Origin of the sequence: Streptomyces sp. NBC_00316, from assembly GCF_036158715.1 — a bacterium.
Taxonomy (GTDB): domain Bacteria; phylum Actinomycetota; class Actinomycetes; order Streptomycetales; family Streptomycetaceae; genus Streptomyces.
Genome location: NZ_CP108023.1, coordinates 3,551,265 through 3,569,871, shown reverse-complemented (window position 1 = coordinate 3,569,871; position 18,607 = coordinate 3,551,265). Strand labels below are relative to the sequence as shown.

At 69.4% G+C, this 18,607-nt stretch carries 18 protein-coding genes; 12 read left to right on the top strand and 6 right to left on the bottom strand.

All coding sequences use genetic code 11. The features are described 5' to 3' along the window. Nucleotides 1-11: 11 nt before the first annotated feature. Complete coding sequence (locus OG878_RS15705) at nt 12-887, top strand: DUF3626 domain-containing protein (protein ID WP_328887382.1); 876 nt, start codon at nt 12-14, stop codon at nt 885-887. A 12-nt stretch (nt 888-899) separates the two neighbouring features. On the opposite strand, the gene OG878_RS15700 is transcribed toward OG878_RS15705, so the two are convergent. Then, complete coding sequence (locus OG878_RS15700) at nt 900-1,265, bottom strand: iron chaperone (protein WP_328887381.1); 366 nt, start codon at nt 1,263-1,265, stop codon at nt 900-902. 115 nt (nt 1,266-1,380) lie between these two features. On the opposite strand from OG878_RS15700, the gene OG878_RS15695 reads away from it, so the two are divergent. Beyond that, a complete protein-coding gene (locus tag OG878_RS15695) occupies nt 1,381-2,250 on the top strand; it encodes a S1 family peptidase (protein ID WP_328887380.1) in 870 nt (289 codons plus the stop codon). Nucleotides 2,251-2,451: 201 nt separating this feature from the next. On the opposite strand, the gene OG878_RS15690 is transcribed toward OG878_RS15695, so the two are convergent. Beyond that, complete coding sequence (locus OG878_RS15690; RefSeq protein ID WP_328887379.1) at nt 2,452-4,260, bottom strand: N-acyl-D-amino-acid deacylase family protein; 1,809 nt, start codon at nt 4,258-4,260, stop codon at nt 2,452-2,454. Between the two features lie 15 nt (nt 4,261-4,275). Then, nucleotides 4,276-5,613 (bottom strand): alanine racemase, encoded by a 1,338-nt coding sequence (locus tag OG878_RS15685; RefSeq protein ID WP_443049118.1) that lies wholly within the window; start codon nt 5,611-5,613, stop codon nt 4,276-4,278. A gap of 104 nt (nt 5,614-5,717) precedes the next feature. Between OG878_RS15685 and OG878_RS15680 the strand changes: the two genes are divergently transcribed. The 4 genes from OG878_RS15680 to OG878_RS15665 all read left to right on the top strand — a co-directional run bounded on the left by OG878_RS15680 (nt 5,718) and on the right by OG878_RS15665 (nt 9,695). After that, a complete protein-coding gene (locus OG878_RS15680) occupies nt 5,718-6,905 on the top strand; it encodes a sugar kinase (RefSeq protein WP_328887377.1) in 1,188 nt (395 codons plus the stop codon). After that, nucleotides 6,902-7,666 carry an IclR family transcriptional regulator gene (locus tag OG878_RS15675; protein WP_328887376.1) on the top strand — a complete coding sequence of 255 codons (765 nt, stop codon included), beginning with the start codon at nt 6,902-6,904 and terminating at the stop codon, nt 7,664-7,666. Before OG878_RS15680 ends, OG878_RS15675 begins: the two co-directional genes overlap by 4 nt. Before the next feature lie 6 nt (nt 7,667-7,672). After that, the gene (locus tag OG878_RS15670) at nt 7,673-8,083 is read left to right on the top strand and encodes a RidA family protein (RefSeq protein ID WP_030914824.1); all 411 of its coding nucleotides are present in this window, start codon (nt 7,673-7,675) and stop codon (nt 8,081-8,083) included. A 136-nt stretch (nt 8,084-8,219) separates the two neighbouring features. Continuing rightward, nucleotides 8,220-9,695, top strand: a complete 1,476-nt coding sequence (locus OG878_RS15665; RefSeq protein WP_328887375.1) for a GntP family permease — start codon at nt 8,220-8,222, stop codon at nt 9,693-9,695. A 489-nt stretch (nt 9,696-10,184) separates the two neighbouring features. Here OG878_RS15665 and OG878_RS15660 read toward each other — a convergent pair whose 3' ends face one another. From OG878_RS15660 to OG878_RS15650, 3 genes are all read right to left on the bottom strand, one after another. Continuing rightward, nucleotides 10,185-10,559, bottom strand: coding sequence for a type II toxin-antitoxin system VapC family toxin (locus OG878_RS15660; RefSeq protein ID WP_328887374.1), 375 nt, complete (start codon nt 10,557-10,559; stop codon nt 10,185-10,187). Then, the gene (locus tag OG878_RS15655) at nt 10,559-10,801 is read right to left on the bottom strand and encodes a type II toxin-antitoxin system Phd/YefM family antitoxin (protein WP_328887373.1); all 243 of its coding nucleotides are present in this window, start codon (nt 10,799-10,801) and stop codon (nt 10,559-10,561) included. The genes OG878_RS15660 and OG878_RS15655 overlap by 1 nt, the downstream gene beginning before the upstream one ends. 177 nt (nt 10,802-10,978) lie before the next feature. Beyond that, complete coding sequence (locus OG878_RS15650) at nt 10,979-12,700, bottom strand: chitinase (RefSeq protein ID WP_328887372.1); 1,722 nt, start codon at nt 12,698-12,700, stop codon at nt 10,979-10,981. Nucleotides 12,701-13,370: 670 nt separating this feature from the next. Between OG878_RS15650 and OG878_RS15645 the strand changes: the two genes are divergently transcribed. From OG878_RS15645 to OG878_RS15620, 6 genes are all read left to right on the top strand, one after another. Next, nucleotides 13,371-14,219: a hypothetical protein gene (locus OG878_RS15645; protein ID WP_328887371.1), complete on the top strand. Its 849-nt coding sequence runs from the start codon at nt 13,371-13,373 to the stop codon at nt 14,217-14,219. 160 nt (nt 14,220-14,379) lie between these two features. Further along, entirely contained in the window at nt 14,380-15,087 is a 708-nt protein-coding gene (gene cpaB, locus OG878_RS15640) for a Flp pilus assembly protein CpaB (RefSeq protein ID WP_328887370.1), read from the top strand. 7 nt (nt 15,088-15,094) lie between these two features. Then, nucleotides 15,095-16,396, top strand: coding sequence for an AAA family ATPase (locus OG878_RS15635; RefSeq protein WP_328887369.1), 1,302 nt, complete (start codon nt 15,095-15,097; stop codon nt 16,394-16,396). A gap of 3 nt (nt 16,397-16,399) precedes the next feature. After that, complete coding sequence (locus tag OG878_RS15630; protein ID WP_328887368.1) at nt 16,400-16,822, top strand: TadE/TadG family type IV pilus assembly protein; 423 nt, start codon at nt 16,400-16,402, stop codon at nt 16,820-16,822. A 3-nt stretch (nt 16,823-16,825) separates the two neighbouring features. Next, nucleotides 16,826-17,203, top strand: a complete 378-nt coding sequence (locus OG878_RS15625) for a TadE/TadG family type IV pilus assembly protein (RefSeq protein WP_328887367.1) — start codon at nt 16,826-16,828, stop codon at nt 17,201-17,203. A gap of 60 nt (nt 17,204-17,263) precedes the next feature. Further along, nucleotides 17,264-18,601 carry a CpaF family protein gene (locus tag OG878_RS15620; RefSeq protein WP_277328064.1) on the top strand — a complete coding sequence of 446 codons (1,338 nt, stop codon included), beginning with the start codon at nt 17,264-17,266 and terminating at the stop codon, nt 18,599-18,601. Nucleotides 18,602-18,607: the final 6 nt, after the last annotated feature.

Below are 18,607 nucleotides of genomic sequence, written 5' to 3'. Positions count from 1 at the left end.
AGACTGCACCGGTGACCGACCTCCATGCCTCGTCGGCCCAGGCGCGCGCACTGAGCCATGTCGCCTCGCTGTCCTCGGGACCGCCGCTCGATCCCGCCCTGCCGCTCACCCTGAACTTCCACCCCGATCGCATGGCGGGTGACCGCCCGATCCTGGTCGCGCTGGCCGAGGACGGCGTCTACCGCTCGCAGTTCGTCACCGGTACCAGCAACGGCGGTCTGACGGCGCACCCCGGGGGTGACCGGTGGCGCTGGGAGAGCCGGATCTTCGGCGGTGCGTACGACGGCATGCCCGGTGAACAGCGGCCGGTGTACGGGGCGTTGAACTTTCGCGGCAAGGGTGTCGGCGCCGCCCCACGGTTCGGTTCCGCGCACTTCCGGCTGTCCGCGGAAGCAGTGCCGCGCGCCACCTTCTGTTACCCGGACAGCGCCGCCGAACCGTCGGACTTCGGCGTCGCAGCCCGTATGCGGCTCATCGAGCTGGCCGAGGCCGACACCCAGGACGCGCTCAACGACTACATCGAGGCGCAGGTGCACGGTCTTGTCGTGCTGGACCGCGACATGGAGGCCCTGGTCCTCGATCCGAGCTACCGGGGCACCGCCGTCGAGGCCGAGGCCGGCCGGCTGCCGTGCCGCACGGAGTGGCACACCGGATTCCGGCTGACGGTGGACGAGCTGCGCCGCCATCCGGACTACCGGGGGCAGGAGTTCGTCGCTCTCGGCGCGGAGATCGCGCAGCGTGGCATGCTCGATCCGCGGATCATCGGGGACGCCGCCCGCACGGGCCGCTACGAGACGCAGGCGCTGAAGATGGTCTGGCACTGCCTGGCCCGCTTCGGCGCCCCGGCCGGGACTCCGGCACCGGATTCCGTCCCGACGTACCGCTGACCGGACGGCCCGTCAGCAGACCGTGCCCGGCCCGGCGGCGGTGGCCCGCAGCAGGTCGCGCACCAGGTCGAAGTCGATGGTCTCCGGCTTGCGGAAGCGCAGGCAGCCCTTGCCCATGTCCTGTCCGGCCAGCCGCTCCTCGAACGCGTCGCGGACGTCGGAGCGCAGCAGGTAGAAGGAGACGTAGTTCTTCTGGCTGGCGAAGGCGATCTCGCCGACGCCGTCCCGCTCGTAGGCGGGCATCCCGTACGCCATCTTCTCGACGTAGCCCTTCAGTTCCTGACGGCACATCTGCCGCAGCCTGGTCAGGGCCTCGCGGCGCTCCTGCGGGATCTCGGCCAGATATCCGTCGACATCTTCAGCCCTGCTCTGCGCCATGCGACGACCCTAGGCCGAAAACAGGCTCTTGCCCGGCAGAGACGCGCCCTTGACAATGCGCATGACAAAACCGAAGGAACCCTTCGGTCGCAGAGGTCACAGAGGGGACCCCCACATGAAAAAGCCTCTCGTCGGCGCACTCCTTGCTGTTCTGCTCCTCGGAGCGGGAACGGCCCCCGCGGTCGCGGCCACCAGCCACGACGCGGCCGCGCCCACCACCGGGGCCGCGGCGCCGCAGGCGGTCAAGGCCAAGGCCGTCAACTTCGCCGGGACTGTCGCGCTCAGCAACTGTTCCGGCTCCGTCGTCCGTACGCCCAGCTCGCTGCCGTCCGACCCGGCCCTCGTGCTCTCCAACGGGCACTGTATGGAGACCGGTTTCCCGGGGCCGGGCGAGGTCGTCATCAACCGCTCGTCCACCCGCAGCTTCACCCTGCTGAACTCCGCGGGCAGCGGCGTCGGCACCCTGCGCGCCAGCAAGATCGCGTACGGGACGATGACCGACACCGACATCTCGCTGTACCAACTCACGCGTACCTACGCCCAGATCGAGAGCATCTACGGCATCAAGGCGCTGGAGCTCAACGCCGCGCACCCGGTCCAGGGCACCGCGATCACGGTCGTCTCCGGATACTGGAAGCGCACGTACAGCTGCAGCGTCGACGGCTTCGTCTATCGTCTCAAGGAGGGCGAGTGGACCTGGAAGGACTCGGTCCGTTACACCTCCGCGTGCCAGACCATCGGCGGTACGTCCGGCTCGCCGGTGATCGACAACGCGACCGGCAAGGTCGTCGCCGTCAACAACACCGGTAACGAGGACGGGCAGCGGTGCACGGACAACAACCCGTGCGAGGTCGATGAGAACGGCACTGTGACGGTCCGCCAGGGCATCAACTACGCCCAGGAGACGTACGGCATCGTGCCGTGCATCGGCACCGCGAGCAAGATCGACCTCAACCGTGCCGGGTGCACCCTGCCCAAGCCGTAACCTCCGGCGCGGGCACCGTACGTCGCCCGGGCGGTTCGCGCCCCGCCCGGGCTGCACCGGCTCCGCCCCGGGCCGCTCCCTTGTGGTTACTGGCGGCGCGCGCTGACCCAGGACGACGCCCCGACCGAGGAGGAGCTGGCCTGGGCGAAAGACGCCGGTCCGGCGTGAGCCGCGCGCCGACGGCGGTACGTCGATGGGGGGCTATGCCGTCGACCGGACCGCCCGCCCCGCCAGCACGGACGTCCGTTTGCCGTCCTCGATGACGAAGCGGCCGTCGATCAGGACGTGCGGGATGCCCACCGGCAACGTACGCGGGTTCTCGAACGTCGAGCCCGCCGCGACCGTCTGCGGGTCGAAGAGGACGAGGTCGGCGCGGTAGCCCTCGCGGACGTACCCCCGGTCCGCCAGGCGCAGCCGCGCCGCCGGGCGCGAGGTGAGGTGGGCGATGCACTCCTCCAGCGAGAGGATGCCCAGCTCCCGTACGTACCGGCCGAGATACTGCGGGAACGTGCCGTATGCGCGCGGGTGCGGCTTGTCGCCCTGGAGGATGCCGTCGCTGCCGCCCGTGTGGACGCGGTGACGCATGATCTGCCGGACGTTCTCCTCGTGGCCCACGTGCTGGAGGATCGTCGTGCCGAGCCGGTCGTCGAGGAGCAGGCGGCGGGCGGTGACCCACGGCTCCTCGCCCCGCAGCCGCGCGGACTCGGCGAGCGTACGGCCGACATGTCCGGCCAGCTCCGGCACGCTCACGCCGGAGATCTCGATCGTGTCCCACTCGATCGGCACGCCGTGGCAGCCGTCCGAACCGAGCACCTCCAGGTGGTGCCGGATCCGTTCGGCCGTCGCCTCGTCCGCGAGGCGCGTGAGGATCGACTCCGGGCCACCCTCGCTCGCCCAGCTCGGCAGCATCGCGACGAGCGTCGTGGAGCCGGGGGTGTACGGGTACGTGTCGAGGGAGATGTCGGCGCCCGCCGCGAGGGCGTCGTCCAGGAGGCCGATCAGCTCGGGGGCCCTGCCCTTGTTCACGCCGAAGTTCATGGTGGCGTGGGCGAGATGGAGGGGGCAGCCGGCGTCCCGGGTGAGCTGGATCATCTCCTCGTACGCGGCGAGGGCGCCCGCGCCGTACGAGCGGTGGTGCGGGCAGTAGTAGCCGCCGTGCTCGGCCACGACCCGGCACAGTTCGGTGAGTTCGGCGTCCTTGGCGTACATGCCGGGGGTGTAGGTGAGGCCGGACGACATGCCGACCGCGCCCTCCGCCATGCCCTGGGCGACGAGCTCCTTCATCCGGGTCAGCTCGGCTTCGGTGGCGGGGCGGTCGTCCCAGCCGACCGCGTACATGCGGACCGTGCCCTGCGGGATGAGATACGCGGCGTTGACCGCGATGCCCTGGCCGCCGAAGTTGCGGTCGAGGCGGTCCAGGTACTCGCCGACGGTGCGCCAGTCGAGGTCGAGGTCCGAACCGTCGCCGTTCCAGCCGGTGATCGCCTTCCGTACCTCGGCGAGGGTGCGGTCGTCGACCGGTGCGTACGACAGGCCGTCCTGGCCGAGGACTTCGAGCGTGACGCCCTGGGCGGCCTTCGCGCTGTGATCCGGGTCCCGGAGGAGGGCGAGGTCGCTGTGGGCGTGCATGTCGATGAAGCCGGGGGCGAGGGCGAGGCCGGTGGCGTCGAGGGTGCGGGTGGCGGTGGGGCGGGGGCCGGGCGCGCCGCTGGGGTGGATCTCGGCGATCCGGCCGTCGTCGATCGAGACATCGGCACGGTAGGAGGGGGTGCCGGTGCCGTCGATGACGGTGGCGTTGCGGATGACCAGGTCCATGGTGGGTTGCCTTTCAGGCGGTGCGCATTCCCCGCCCCGCCCTTCCCGGATCGGGGCACTGCCCCCGAACCCCCGCTGCTCGATCGCCGCAGGAGTTCGTATGCCCGGCTGTACGGGCCGAATCCAGCTCGCCGGCGAGGGAGGTGCGGGGTCCGGGGCGGAGCCCCGGTCACGGGAAGGGGCGGGGTGGGGCAATCGGCCCCGCAGGGATCAGAAGAAGGTGCGGATGTAGTCCGTGACCGTGCCGTCCGCCTCGACCAGCGGAATCAACTGCCACTTGTCGAAGCTCGTGCACGGATGCGAAAGCCCCATCCCCACCCAGTCGCCGACCTCCAGCTCCGCGCCCGTCTCGGTCCGCAGCCACGTGTGCTGGTCGGACAGCCCCGTGACCGCGACTCCCGTCGCCTGCCGCACCGAGCCGTCCCGCCCCGACCGGATCACCTGCGCCTCGGGCAGGTCGAGGTCGTACGCCGCATCCCGCTTCCCCGCGTTGAGGAACGCCTGCTCGGCGGAGGGACGCGACACGACCTGCGCCCACAGCCGGAAGGCCGGCTGCAGCGCCCCCTCCTCGGGCGTCCGGTTGAACGGAGTGATCCGCCGGTAGTGACCGTCGTCGTGCGAGACGTACGCGCCGGAACGCAGCAACTTCACCACGGGGGAAGAGAGTTCGGGAATCTCCGCGAAGACCTCGGCCACCGCGTCGAACCAGGCGCTGCCACCGGCGCTGACCAGGATCTCGTCCGCGCCGGCGAACCGGCCCGCCTTGTCGAGGTCTGCCGCCAGTGCGACGAGCCGGCGCAGCCAGTCCCGTACCCGCTCCGGCGACGCGTTCGGCACCTCGCCCTCGTAGCCGGCGACACCCACCAGCCGCAGGGTCTCCGTCGCCGCGACGGCGTCGGCGACGGCCGTGCAGTCGGCGTCGGTACGGGCACCGGTGCGCGCGCCCTCGCCCGCGCCCAGCTCCACCACGACATCCACCGCGCGCGTGGCGGACGCGGCACGCAGGGCCTCGTCCATCAGCTCGACACCGCGCACCGAGTCCACGTAGCAGACAAAGCGGAACTCCGGGTCGGCCTCCAGCTCGCGGGCCAGCCAGCGCAGTGCCACCGCGTCGACGACCTCGTTGGCGAGGAAGATCCGCTGGATGCCGTACGCCCGGTAGACCCGTGCCTGGTGCGGCACGGCCGCGGTGATGCCCCACGCGCCGTGCTTCAGCTGGTCCGCGAAGAGCTGCGGGGACATCGAGGTCTTGCCGTGCGGGGCGAACGCGAGGCCGTGGCGTTCCGCGTACGTCTCCAGGAGGGCGAGGTTGTGCTCGACGGACTCGGCGGAGAGGGCGAGGACCGGGGTGGTGAACCCGCCCGTGAAGAGGTTGCGGCGTTCGGCGGCGAGGGCGCCGACGGTCAGGCCCTCCGCGTCGGGCGGGAGCGACTTGAAACGGTGGTCGACCGGTTCGTCGGCGAGTCCGGCGAGTGCGGTGGGTTCAGCCGGGGTGCCCGGGTGGTCGGCGGCCAAGGGAGCCTCCTCAAGAAGTATGCGTTGCAACATATGCAACAGTCATTGCGCATATCGCTCAACGCTGTCTAACATCCGAGCCGACGCCGGGTCAATGATGAGCCGGCGCTGAACGCCAGATCAGCGAGGAGCCCAGTGTGCCCGGACCCGGAGCAGGGGCGGCCCACGCCGTCACGACCAGCGATGTCGTCTGCCTCGGCGAGTCCATGGTGACGTTCCTGCCCTCGCAGCCCGGCCGCCTCGCCGACGTCCCGTCCTTCGGCCGTGCGATCGGCGGCGCGGAGTCCAACGTCGCCTGCGCGCTGGCGGCGGCGGGCCACCGGGCGAAGTGGGTCGGCCGGGTCGGGGCGGACGGCTTCGGCGACCATCTGGTCGAGGCGATCTCCGCGTACGGAGTGGACACCTCGGCCGTCCGGCGGGACACGGCCCGCCCCACGGGCATCTACTTCCGTACGGCGGCCGACCGGGCGACGGACACGCACGAGGTCGCGTACTACCGGGCCGGGTCGGCGGCGTCCGCGATGTCCCCGGCGAACGTCCCGGCCGGTGACGTGCTCCGCGGCCGCATCCTGCACCTGTCCGGGATCACGGCGGCCCTCTCCGAGGACTGCCTGTCCCTGCTCCATTTCCTGACCGCGCCCCGCCCGGGACGCCCGCTGATCTCGTTCGACGTGAACTACCGTCCAGGACTGTGGCGCGGAGGCGAGGCCGGCCCGCAGGTCCTGCTCGACCTGGCACGCCGCGCCGATCTGGTCTTCGTCGGTGAGGACGAGGCGGAGGAGGCGTGGGGGCTGTGCGGGGCGGACGCGATCCGTGCGGCGTTGCCGGAGCCGTCCCTGCTGGTGGTCAAGCGGGGCAGCGAGGGCGCGACGGTCTTCTCGCGGCCCGGCCCCGAACCCCGGTCCTCGACCGCCGGACGGGCCGAAACCGCCGGGAGCGATGCCCCGGTCCGGGAAGGGACGGACAGGGGACAGGCCCCGGACGCCGCCGTGGCCACCCGCGACACCGTCACCACCGTGCCCGCGCTCCGCGTGGACGTCGTCGCGGCCGTCGGCGCCGGTGACGCCTTCGCCGCCGGCTTCCTCTCCGCCACCCTCCGCGACCTCCCCGTCCGCGAGCGCACCCGGCACGGCCACCTCATGGCCGCCGGCGTCCTCACCGTCCCCGGCGACCTCACCGCCCCTCCCTCCCGCGCACACGCCGACCGTCTTGTCGCTCTCGACGACGACGCCTGGGGGAGACTTCGTCTCGGCCCCGGCTGGACGGCAGCCGGCCAGGCCCCGGTCACCCGGACCCCGGTCACGCAGGAGGTACACCCGACATGAGCCAGACCGTCGACCGCGCGCTGAGCATCCTCCCGCTCCTGGCCCAGGGCCCCGCCGACCTCGGCCAGGTCGCGGACCGCCTCGGTGTGCACAAGTCCACCGCGCTGCGTCTGCTCCGTACGCTCCACGAGCACGGGCTCGTCTACCGCCAGGAGGACCAGCGCTACCGCCTCGGCGCCCGCCTGTTCGCCCTCGCGCAGGAGGCCGTCGAGAATCTCGACGTACGCGAGATCGCGCACCCCCACCTCGTCGAGCTGAACGAGCAGTGCGGGCACACCGTCCATCTCGCGGTGTACGAGGAGCACGAGGTCCTCTACATCGACAAGGTCGAGAGCCGCTACCCGGTCAGGATGTACTCCCGGGTCGGCAAGCCCGTCGCGATCACGGTCGCCGCCGTCGCCAAGCTGCTGCTCGCCGATCTGGCCGAGCCCGAGCGGCGCGCGCTCGCCGAGAAGCTCGACTACCCCATGTACACGTCCCGTTCGGTCCCGAACGCCGGTGCCTTCCTCAAGGAGCTCGCCGCCGTCCGCGAACAGGGCTGGGCCACCGATCTCGGCGGCCACGAGGAGTCCATCAACTGCATCGGCGCCCCCATCCGCGGCGCGGACGGCCGGGTCGTCGCCGCCATGTCGGTGTCTGCACCCAACGTCGTCGTCACGGCCGAGGAACTCCTCACCCTGCTCCCGCTGGTGCGCCGCACGGCCGACGCCATCAGCCGGGAGTACTCCGGCACGCCCACCCCCCAACCCAAGAAGGCCTGAACTGTCATGACCGAGAAGACCGCGCTCACCCCCAGCACCCACACCGCCCCGCCCGCCAAGTTCTCGCACGGCGTGAAGAAGGGGAACATCCTCCAGGTCGCCGGCCAGGTCGGCTTCCTGCCCGCCGTCGAGGGCCAGGCGCCGACCCCGGCCGGCCCGACGCTGCGTGAGCAGACCCTGCAGACGTTCGCCAACGTCAAGGCGATCCTGGAGGAGGGCGGCGCGAGCTGGGACGACGTGATGATGATGCGCGTCTACCTCACGGACGTGGACCACTTCGCGGAGATGAACGAGATCTACAACGCGTACTTCGGCGAGCAGAACCTCAAGGAGGCCCCTGCCGCCCGTACGACGGTCTACGTCGGCCTCCCCAAGGGCCTGCTGATCGAGATCGACGCGCTCGCCGTCCTGAGCTGAACGAGACGGCCGATCCACAGCTGATCCGCTTGCCGCACCGCACCACCACGCCGTACGGCACGGCGCCCCGCACGACCGGGGCGCCGTGCCGCGCCCCACCCTGCCCGAAGGATCCCCCCCACCACGGAGTCGTCCCATGCTGCTCGCCGCCACGCCACCTCCGGTCGAGACACCACCCCACACCGGTGGACTCCTCCTGCTGATCGACGGCACCGCCGGTCTGCTGACCGTCGCCGCCCTCGGTATCGCGCTCCTCCTCTTCCTGATCATCAAGATCAGGCTGCAGCCGTTCGTCGCGCTGCTCGCCGTCTCCATAGCCGTCGGCCTGGGCGCCGGCCTCTCCGTCACCGAGCTCTTCGGCACGGTGCAGAAATCCGCCGCCGTCTCCGTCATCGAGTCCGGCATGGGCGGCATCCTCGGCCATGTCGCGATCATCATCGGCCTCGGAACGATGCTCGGCGCGATCCTGGAAGTCTCCGGCGGCGCCGAGGTGTTGAGCGCCCGTCTGCTGAACCTCTTCGGCGAGAAGCGTGCCCCGCTCGCCATGGGCCTGACCGGTCTCATCTTCGGTATCCCGGTCTTCTTCGACGTCGGCATCTTCGTCCTCGCACCGATCGTGTACGCCGCCGCGAAGCGGTCCGGAAAATCGATCCTGCTGTACGCGATGCCGCTGCTGGCCGGCCTCTCCATGACCCACGCGTTCCTGCCCCCGCACCCGGGACCGGTCGCCGCCGCGGGTCTCTTCCACGTCTCCCTCGGCTGGGTCATCCTGATGGGCGCCGTCGTCGGCATCCCGTCCGTGCTCGCGGCCTGGGGCTACGCCGCGTGGATCGGAAAGCGGATCTTCGTCGAGGTCCCGCAGGACATGGTCGACGCCGCCGAGGAGGCGAAGGCCGCGGTCGTCGCCGAGCAGCGCGCCGCCGGAGTCTCCGCGCGCGAGGAGCCGGTCGGGCTCGCCACCGTGCTGACGATCACCGGTACCCCGCTGGTGCTGATCCTCGCCGCGACGTTCTCCTCCATCGCCCTGGACCCGTCCACGCTCCGCTCGGTCGTCGAGTTCTTCGGCAACCCGTTCGTCGCCCTGACGATCGCGCTGGTCCTCGCGTACTACCTGCTGGGCATCCGGCGCGGCTGGTCCCGCAAGTCCCTGGAATCGGTGTCCACTTCCTCGCTGAAGCCGGTCGGCAACATCCTGCTGGTGGTCGGCGCGGGCGGCATCTTCGGCGCCGTCCTGAAGGCCAGCGGCATCGCGGGCGCCCTCGCCGACACGTTCAACGACGTCGGGTTGCCGGTCATCCTGCTGGCCTGGCTGATCTCCGTCGTCCTGCGCGTCGCCCAGGGTTCGGCGACGGTCGCGATCGTCACCACGGCGGGCATCGTCGTACCGCTGGTCGAGGGCCAGGACATGTCCCAGGCGCACCTGGCACTGATCATCATGGCGATCTCGGCGGGCTCGATCTTCGCCTCGCACGTCAACGACGGCGGCTTCTGGATGGTGTCGAAGTACTTCGGCATCACCGAGCGCGACACCCTGAAGTCCTGGACGGTCCTGGAAACGGTCCTGTCGGTGGCGGGCTTCGTGGTGGCGGCGCTGCTGAGTCTGGTGATCTAGGGTCTTTCGTTCGGATCAGGCTGGATCAGGGAGCGGCCCGCCGCGGAGCGGCTGATGACACCGTGGTGCGTGCAGCTGCAATGCGGAGGAAGGAGCCGACGCGGAGCGCATGGGGTCTCCCCTGCTCGAGCGAAGCCGAGAGCTCGGGGAAGACTGACGACAACGCGGCGGATGTGCGTGCCCCCCGCGAGCCCAGCATGATCCAAACGAGACGCCCTGGCCCCACGCACGTACGGCGCGAGGCCGAGGGCTGTCCCGTCAGGGCTACGGGGCAGCCCTCACAGACGTCGGGAGCCGCGTCGGGCGGCGGCTCGCAAGGGACTAGTGCTGTGACTGACCGGAAAGGTTCACCGGCTCGCGCCGCCCGGCGCGGCACCTCGCCGCGTTGTCGCATCACCTGAGTACATCCCGTACGCGGGCGATGCTCCGCCTTGCGATGCACCGCACCGGACGCCGCGAGCCTCCCGGCAAACCCTTCCGGTCACAGCACTAGACGTCCATGACCGCGACATCGTAGTGCGGGATCCACTTGTCACGGGTGACGATCGTCATTCCTTCGGTCTGGGCCTGCGCGACCAGTATCCGGTCGAACGGATCCCGGTGATGGGCCGGCAGCCTGCCCGCCCGCACTCCATGCCCGGCGGTGATCGGCAGCTGCGTGAACTGGCTGTCCCGGACCCGTTCCGCCAGATCCTCCGGTCCGTCCAGTTTGCCGAGTGACTGCTTGATGGTGATCTCCCAGGCAGAGACCGCGCTGACGTACACGGACGGTTCTGTATCGAGCAGGTCCTTGACTTCCCCGGAGAGCTCGGAGGAGTCGTCGAGCCACCAGAGGATCACATGCGTGTCGAGAAGTAGCCGCATCACTGCATCCCGAAGGCACGGGCGATCTCGTCGGGCAGCTCGTCGAAGTCGGCGGCGAGGTGGATCCGACCCTTCAAGGAGCCGCGCCCCGTCCGCCTGACCTTGGGACGCAGCGGAACCACCTTGGCCACCGGTTCGCCGGCCTTGCTGATCACGACTTCCTCGCCGGTGGCGACCTGTTCGAGGATGCGTGAGAAGTGGGTCTTGGCCTCGTGCACGTTGTACTGGCGGGCTGCTTCCACGGCTGCCTCACACTCGGGATCCAGGGGTGGACTAAGCGATGGACTAAGTATAGGGCACCATAGCTCGCACGCAGCAGCGCCGCCGGGGGAGCGGCGGCGCTGCTGGTCAGGATGTATGGGGTGTGGGACGGAGGGTGCACGGGCGCCGCACCGGGCACCCGTACACCCCCGCGCCGGCTACGGCAGGCCGTGGACGTGCGGGCCCACCGCGTTCGACCACGCGTTGCCCGACTTGGCGTCCCAGTTCGTCGACCAGGTCATCGCGCCGCGCAGCGACGGGTACGTCGTGGACGGTTTGAACGATCCGCAGTTCGTGCCACGGGCGAGGCAGTCCAGGGCGTTGTTCACGATCGTCGGCGAGACATAGCCGCTGCCCGCGCCGCTGGTCGATGCGGGTACACCGAGCCCGACCTGGGCCGGTGCGAGACCGCCCTGCAGCTGGATGCAGGCGAGCGCGGTGAGGAAGTCCACCGAGCCCTGCGAGTAGACCTTGCCGTCGCAGCCGAGCATCGAACCGCTGTTGTAGTACTGCATGTTGACGACGGTCAGGATGTCCTTGATGTTGAGCGCCGTCTTGAAGTACTCGTTCGACGTCGACTGCATGTCGATGGTCTGCGGCGCCATCGTGATGACGAGCTTGGAGCCCGCCTTCGACGAGAGGGACCTGAGCGCCTGGGTCATGTACGTGGAGTTGAGGCCGTTCTCCAGGTCGATGTCGACGCCGTCGAAGCCGTACGTCTGCATCATCGAGTAGACGGAGTTGGCGAAGTTCGTGGCGGAGGTCGAGTCGTTGATCGAGACGGTGCCGTTCTGGCCGCCGATCGAGATGATCACGGACTTGCCGGCCGCCTGCTTCGCCCTGATGTCGGCCTTGAACTGGTCGACGGTGTAGCCGCCGAGCCCGGCCGAGTCGAGGTTGAAGGTGACACCGCCCGGCGTCCCCGTCGCGTCGGCGAAGGAGACCGCGATGATGTCGTAGTTGGCCGGCACATCGCTGATCTTCTGGACCGTGGCGCCGTTGTTGAAGTTCTGCCAGTAGCCGGTCACCGCGTGCTTGGGCACGGTCCCGCCGCCCCCGCCGCCCGTGGCCGACGTGGTACCGGTCACCGCCGAGGACTTGGCGGACTCACCGGCCGCGTTGGTCGCGGACACCTGGAAGGAGTACGAGGTCGAGGCGGCCAGTCCCGTCGCGGTGGCCGAGGCCCCGCTCACCGACTGCACCTTGGTGCCGTTCTGGTAGAGGTTGTAGCCCGTCGCGCCCGACACCGCGTTCCAGGACAGGGCCACGGAGGACGAGGTCACGGACCCCACCGCGAGTCCGGCCGGAGTGGCGGGGATCGTGGGTGCGGGGTCGGTGCCGCCTCCGCCGTCGGGGCCGGTCACGGAGATGTCGTCGGCGAAGTAGGGGGCCTGCCCGTACCAGCCGTGGAGATAGACGGTCACCGAGGTGGTGTTCGGTCCGGTCGTGAAGCTGGTGGAGAGCTTGGTCCAGCTGCTTGCGTCGGGCGTCCAGGTCGACACGTCCGTCGTTCCGGTGCCGGTCGCGCCGATGTACGTGTATCCACCCTGCACCCAGCCGCTGAGCGCGTACGTGGAGTTCGGCTTCACGGCCACGGCCTGCGTGCACTGAGCGTTGTCCTGGCCGGCCGGGGTCGCCTTCAGGGCCGCGGCTCCCCCGTGCACGGGGGAGGAGACAGTGGTGCCGCTGCCGTTGGAACAGGTCCAGTTGGTGAGTCCGGACTCGAAGCCCGCGTTCTTGGCGACGTTGACGTCGGCGGCCTCGGCGGTGCTGACGAGGCCGGTGACGGTGAGCGCTCCGGCGGCGACGACGGCCATGGCGGAGCCGAGGATCGTGCGGACGGGACGTCTGCGGTGCCGGGTGCCGGGTGTGCGTTCCACTTGCTTGCCTCCGTGGGGGAGTTGGGGATGCAGGGGGATGCATCGGGGATGCAGGCGGGTGTCGGAGGTGCGACACGGGAGTGAACGTGCGGGGCGTGGGGGTGAGTTGAGGAACGGTGGCCACCGTTGGCCGATAAGTTGGTCCAGACCATTCAAGTTGTCAAGACCTCTGGCGACGAGAGCTTCCGGCGAAGGGGTCCGGAGGGGGTTCCGGCCGCGCTCGGGTGATCTTCGTGGGCCTGGATGCCACCCCTCCGGGGTGTGGCGGGCGCGCGGCATGGCGGGGCGGCCGAAGTGATCGCTCGGTGACGGATTTCGTCCGGGCGGAATGGGGTAGCAACACCCCAAGATCCATTCTGACGTGGGTGAACGAATTCCCGCCGAAGGAAATCGGAACGCGTATCGGTAACTCTGCGCAGTGGTACAGAAGTTAACCACTCTCGTTTTCGTCCGATTTCGTACCCGGCGGCCACAAGCCAGTTGCGTGGGTGTTGCACGGCTGTTCCTGTACTGGTCCACGAAAGGTGTTCTCTGGCTGGTGGGACGTGGATAAAGTGCAAGGGCAGAAGCACGGAGCAGGAGCGATTGCGGCCACCGTCAGCGCGACGGCGGCCGGAGCCGAACGGGGACCAGCGTGCCGACCGCTATAGCAGTGACCAGTGCTGATCTTGTGCTGCCAGCGACCGATCAGCAGACACCGACGGCGGCCTTGCTGCAGGCTCCGGAAGACCAGACGATGGATCTGGCGATCAGCGACATGCATGTGATGCTGGAGCAGCACGGCTATGTCGTCGCCGTCTACTCGGCCGGCCTGCCCGTGGCCCACGAGCGCAGACTGCACTCCGTCAGATCGGTCCTGGAGAGCGACCGCATCGCTCTGCTCAAGGTGGATCTCCCTCCGCTGGGCCTTGCCGTACTGGTGAGACAGCTGCGCCAGTTGTCGATCTGCGACTTCAGCCCGGGAGTGGTCGCCTCGGCCGCCCGGCTGCTGCCGCACTACATCCACGCGGGCGCCCTGCTGAACTCCGTCACCAAGCTGGACCGGGTCCCGGTCAGCCTCAAGACGCATGCCAAATCATGGGTGCCGGGCTCGCAGTTCGCCGTGGTCGCGGGACCGAACCCGCAGCTCACCAAGGTCGGTCCGGCCGCGGAGCCCCCGACGGGACCGGAGTTCGGAACACATCTGCTGATCGCCAAAGGGCAGTTGCAGTCGGAATGGGTGCAGAGAACCCTGGCCCCCTCCTGGAAGGTCCAGGCCATTCAGGAGGCCACTCTGCCCTCCGACTCCTCCCGATGGTGGGGAACCGGAAAACTGGTGGAATTTGCCGCCTATCTTCCGGACATCTCCGTTCTGTACCAACTGGTTGCCTCCGTAAGACGCGAGAACTGCCACTGGTGCGGAATGGAACTCATCGGTGATCGGTGCGGGTTCTGTTCCTCGCCTCTTCCTCCGCCCGAGAACCGAATGCAGTCAGGAAGTGTCCTGAACCACGGAGCGACTGCGCCACCCCGGTCGTGACCGGCCTCCGCGCCACGTCACCACGAGCAGGTGCGGACGCCATGACGCAGGTACAGACACCCGAGACAGACGCACTCTTCGACACGTCCGCCCACTCAGCCACCGCGCATCCTTCTGTCCGCTGCCCCACGCATCCGATACGAACGAGGTTGTCCGGCCCATGAACTCCCGCCAGCGCCGCGGCGTGATACTCCTGCTCCTGTCGGTCCTGTGCGCCTTCGGCGCCTTCGCCGGCGTGCTCTCGGTGATCAGCGACGTCAACTCGAAGGTCGGTCCCGAGGTGTCGGCCTACCGGTTGAAGAGCGACATCGCCCCCTACACGGGGCTGACCGCCGGGCAGTTCGAGAAGATCAAGATGCCGAAGCGCTGGCTGTCGACCAATGCCGTGACCGACCTCTCCGAGATCAACGGGAAGATCGCCGTCACCCAGCTGCGCAAGGGCTCGCTGCTCCAGTCGGACATGATCCAGAAGAGTCCCGAACTGCAGCCAGGTGAGCAGGAGATTGCCATCATGATCGACGCTGCCACCGGTGTCGCCGGCAAGATCACCCCGGGCTCGACGGTCAACATCTACGCCACGTTCGCCGGCGAGCAGGACGGCGCCCCGTCCCAGTCGAAGGTCATCGTCTCCAACGCCAAGGTGCTGGACGTCGGCAAGCTGACCGCGCTGGAGCCGGGCCGCGACGCCAAGTCGAACCTGGGGACCGAGGCCGTCCCGATCACCTTCGCGCTCAACACGCTCGACACCCAGCGCATCGCCTACGCCGAGTCCTTCGCGGAGCACGTACGCCTCGCACTCCTGGCCTCCGGCAGCGACAGCACCATCCGTCCGGGCGACCGCACCTACACGCTCGACAAGGACAAGTGAGGGTCGAATGACCACCAGGATCCTCCCGGCCGTCGGTGACACCGACGCGGCCAGATCCGTCACCACCCTGCTCAGCCAGCTTCCCGACGCGGAGCCGGCCGCACCGGTCGGCGACTCGACGCAGCTCATCGACACGCTCGCCCGGCTCGCCGGCGAGTCGCTCGACGAGCTGCCCGAGGTCGTGCTGGTCCATGAGCGGATCGGTCCGGTGCCGGCTCTGGAGCTGATCCGGGAGGTCTCCCTGCGCTTCCCCGCCATCGGGGTCGTGCTGATCACCGCCGACGCCAGTCCCGGCCTGTTCTCCGCCGCGATGGAATCGGGCGCGCGCGGCCTGGTCACCCTGCCGGTGAGTTACGAGGAACTCGCCAACCGGGTCCAGTCCGCCGCCCAGTGGTCGGTCGGGGTACGCCGCCACCTGAGTGCCGGAGGCGATGTCTTCACCGGCCCAGGCGGCACCGTCATCACCGTCAGCGGCGCCAAGGGCGGTGTGGGGTCCACCGTGACGGCGGTCCAGCTCGCCCTGGCCTCCCAGGCGTCGGGACATTCCGTCGCGCTGGTCGACATGGACCTCCAGTCCGGCGACATAGCCTCGTACCTCGACGTGCAGTTCCGTCGGTCCATCGTCGACCTGGCGGCGATCACCGACATCTCGCCCCGCGTCCTGTCCGACGCCGTGTTCAGCCACAGCACCGGCCTCGCCCTGCTGCTGGCGCCCGGCGAGGGCGAGCGCGGCGAGGAGGTCAGCGACCGGTCGGCCCGCCAGATCGTCAGCGCCCTGCGCTCGCGGTACGAGGTGGTGGTCATCGACTGCGGCAGCCAGCTGCAGGGCGCCGCCGCGGCGGCCATCGAGATGGCCGATACGGCGCTGCTGGTCACCACCCCGGACGTGATCGCGGTGCGCGGCGCGAAGCGCACCGTACGCATGTGGGAGCGGCTCCAGATCCGCAAGGCGGAGGAGACGCTCACCCTCGTCAACCGGTACATCCGCAACACCGAGATCCAGCCCCCGCTGATCGAGAAGATCACCGGGACCCGGATGGCGAACACGGCCGTTCCCGCGAACTTCAAGGAACTCCAGGGCGCCGTCGACGCCGGCCGGATGCATGAACTCGACGCCAGGAGCGTGGTGAAGCAGGCGCTCTGGGGCCTGGCCGGGGAGCTGGGGATCGTCGAGGTTCCGGGCGGCGGGGAGAAGGGCGGCGGGAAGAACGCAGGCAAGTTCAAGAACGACCGAGGCTCGATCGGACGCCCGCGCCGATGGCGCGGCAGCGACTCCGGGGGCCGTGGGACGACCGAGGGGACGCGTTGACCAATGGCAGCCACCGAGACGAGAGGCCTGAGGATACGGAGGAGGCGTGACGGTGATTCCTGCCGTGAGCGGGATCGCGGCCAGACCGCGATCGAGTTCGTGGGCGTCACGCCGCTGATCATCCTGTTACTGATCGCACTCTGGCAGTGCGCGCTGATCGGCTACACGTTCAGCCTGGCGGGCAATGCCGCGGACGAGGCGGCGCGGGCGGGCACCGGCGCGGAGTACCTTCCGACGCTGGCCTGCCAGCGTGCGGCCAAAGAGGACCTGCCGGATGCCTGGGAGGGCTCGGCGAGCACGGAGTGCGACGCAGGGCTCGCGCTCTACAGGGCCAAGGTCACTCTGCAGGTGCCGGTGCTCGTGCCCGGCGTACTCAACTGGCCGTTTTCCGTCGAGGGCAACGCCGCGTCGCCGACGGAGGGCTGAGCGATGTCGAAGCGCACAGGCACGGACCGCCGCGACCGCGGCCAGGTCGCCATCGAGTACATGGGTTTCATCCCGCTGCTGCTTCTGGTGGGTCTTCTGGCGATCCAGCTGGGTGTGGCCGCGTACACGGCCAACCAGGCCGGCACGGGTGCCCGCGCGGCCGCTCGCACGGCCAGCCACCAGGTGCCGCCCCTGCCGCCCGAACTGGCGGGCCGGGAGGCGATGAGCGACTGGCTCTCGGACGAACTTGACGACGCACAGTTCACCCCGAGCTACGGCATCGATGAGGTGACCTACACCGCCCGCGTCAAGATCCCGTCCGTCGTCCCTGGACTCACCTGGGGATACGCCGAGCGAAGCGCCACATTCCCCCGGGAATGACCGAGTTCCGCATCGCGCGGTCGGAGCACCATCTGCACGTCGGATCAAGGGAGTTACGGAATGAGCCTGCGGGCCCGCATCACCGCCCCCGAGAAGAACAGCGGGGGGCGGGAGGACAGTCACATGGTGGCCTCCTACCGCGCCAAGCTGCTCGAGGAGATCGACCTCGCGGAGATGTCCTCGCTGGCCGCCGCCGACCGGCGGGCCCGCCTGGAGCGCGTCCTCAGCCACATCATCAGCCGTGAGGGCCCGGTCCTCTCGACCGTCGAGCGCACCCAGCTGATCCGGCGGGTTGTCGACGAGGCCCTCGGTCTCGGCATCCTGGAACCGCTCCTCGAGGACGCGTCCATCACCGAAATCATGGTGAACGGACCGGACCAGATCTTCGTGGAGCGCAGCGGCAGGGTCGAGCAGCTCCCGATGCGGTTCGGTTCGCACGAGCAGCTGATGCAGACCATCGAGCGCATCGTGTCGACGGTCAACCGCCGTGTGGACGAGTCGAATCCGATGGTCGACGCCCGACTGCCCAGTGGTGAGCGTGTCAACGTGATCATCCCGCCGCTGTCGCTGTCGGGCGCGACCCTCACCATCCGGCGGTTCCCACGCGCCTTCACGCTTCAGGAGATGATCAGCATCGGCTCGCTCGACGACCAGATGCTGATCCTGCTCTCCGGGCTCGTCCAGGCCAAGCTCAACATCATCGTCTCCGGTGCCACGGGCACGGGGAAGACGACGCTGCTCAACGCGCTGTCCGGACTGATTCCGAACCATGAGCGCATCGTCACCATCGAGGACTCCGCAGAGCTCCAGCTCCAGCAGAACCATGTGATCCGCCTGGAGTCCCGCCCGGCGAACGTCGAGGGGAAGGGCCAGATCACCATCCGTGACCTGGTCCGCAACTCCCTGCGTATGCGCCCGGACCGGATCGTCGTCGGTGAGGTCCGTGGCGGCGAGTCGCTCGACATGCTCCAGGCGATGTCCACCGGTCACGACGGCTCGCTCGCCACCGTCCACGCCAACAGCGCCGAGGACGCGCTCATGCGTCTGCAGACCCTGGCCTCGATGTCCGAGATCAAGATCCCGTTCGAGGCGCTGCACGACCAGATCAACAGCGCCGTGGACGTCATCGTCCAGCTCACCCGGCACGCCGACGGTTCCCGCAAGGTCACCGAGATCGCCGTGCTGGACTCGCACGGCCGCGACGCGTACCGCATCGTGACCGTCGCCCGGTTCAACGCCCAGCCGATGGCCGCCGACGGGCGGATCCACGGCAAGTTCCAGTACCTCCCGCTCCCGCGCAAGATCGCGGACAAGCTCTACATGGCCAGCCAGCCCATCCCGCAGGCCTTCGGAGTCGCCGCATCCGTCGAACAGCTCGCCACCCGAGAGGCCAAGTAGGTACCG

Coding starts and splice junctions, on each gene's coding strand:
- OG878_RS15695 (WP_328887380.1), top strand. CDS start 1,381: ATGAAAAAGCCTCTCGTCGGCGCACTCCTTGCTGTTCTGCTCCTCGGA.
- cpaB (WP_328887370.1), top strand. CDS start 14,380: ATGAACTCCCGCCAGCGCCGCGGCGTGATACTCCTGCTCCTGTCGGTC.
- OG878_RS15675 (WP_328887376.1), top strand. CDS start 6,902: ATGAGCCAGACCGTCGACCGCGCGCTGAGCATCCTCCCGCTCCTGGCC.
- OG878_RS15665 (WP_328887375.1), top strand. CDS start 8,220: ATGCTGCTCGCCGCCACGCCACCTCCGGTCGAGACACCACCCCACACC.
- OG878_RS15670 (WP_030914824.1), top strand. CDS start 7,673: ATGACCGAGAAGACCGCGCTCACCCCCAGCACCCACACCGCCCCGCCC.
- OG878_RS15625 (WP_328887367.1), top strand. CDS start 16,826: ATGTCGAAGCGCACAGGCACGGACCGCCGCGACCGCGGCCAGGTCGCC.
- OG878_RS15630 (WP_328887368.1), top strand. CDS start 16,400: ATGGCAGCCACCGAGACGAGAGGCCTGAGGATACGGAGGAGGCGTGAC.
- OG878_RS15660 (WP_328887374.1), bottom strand. CDS start 10,559: ATGCGGCTACTTCTCGACACGCATGTGATCCTCTGGTGGCTCGACGAC.
- OG878_RS15620 (WP_277328064.1), top strand. CDS start 17,264: ATGAGCCTGCGGGCCCGCATCACCGCCCCCGAGAAGAACAGCGGGGGG.
- OG878_RS15685 (WP_443049118.1), bottom strand. CDS start 5,613: ATGTTGCAACGCATACTTCTTGAGGAGGCTCCCTTGGCCGCCGACCAC.
- OG878_RS15635 (WP_328887369.1), top strand. CDS start 15,095: ATGACCACCAGGATCCTCCCGGCCGTCGGTGACACCGACGCGGCCAGA.
- OG878_RS15700 (WP_328887381.1), bottom strand. CDS start 1,265: ATGGCGCAGAGCAGGGCTGAAGATGTCGACGGATATCTGGCCGAGATC.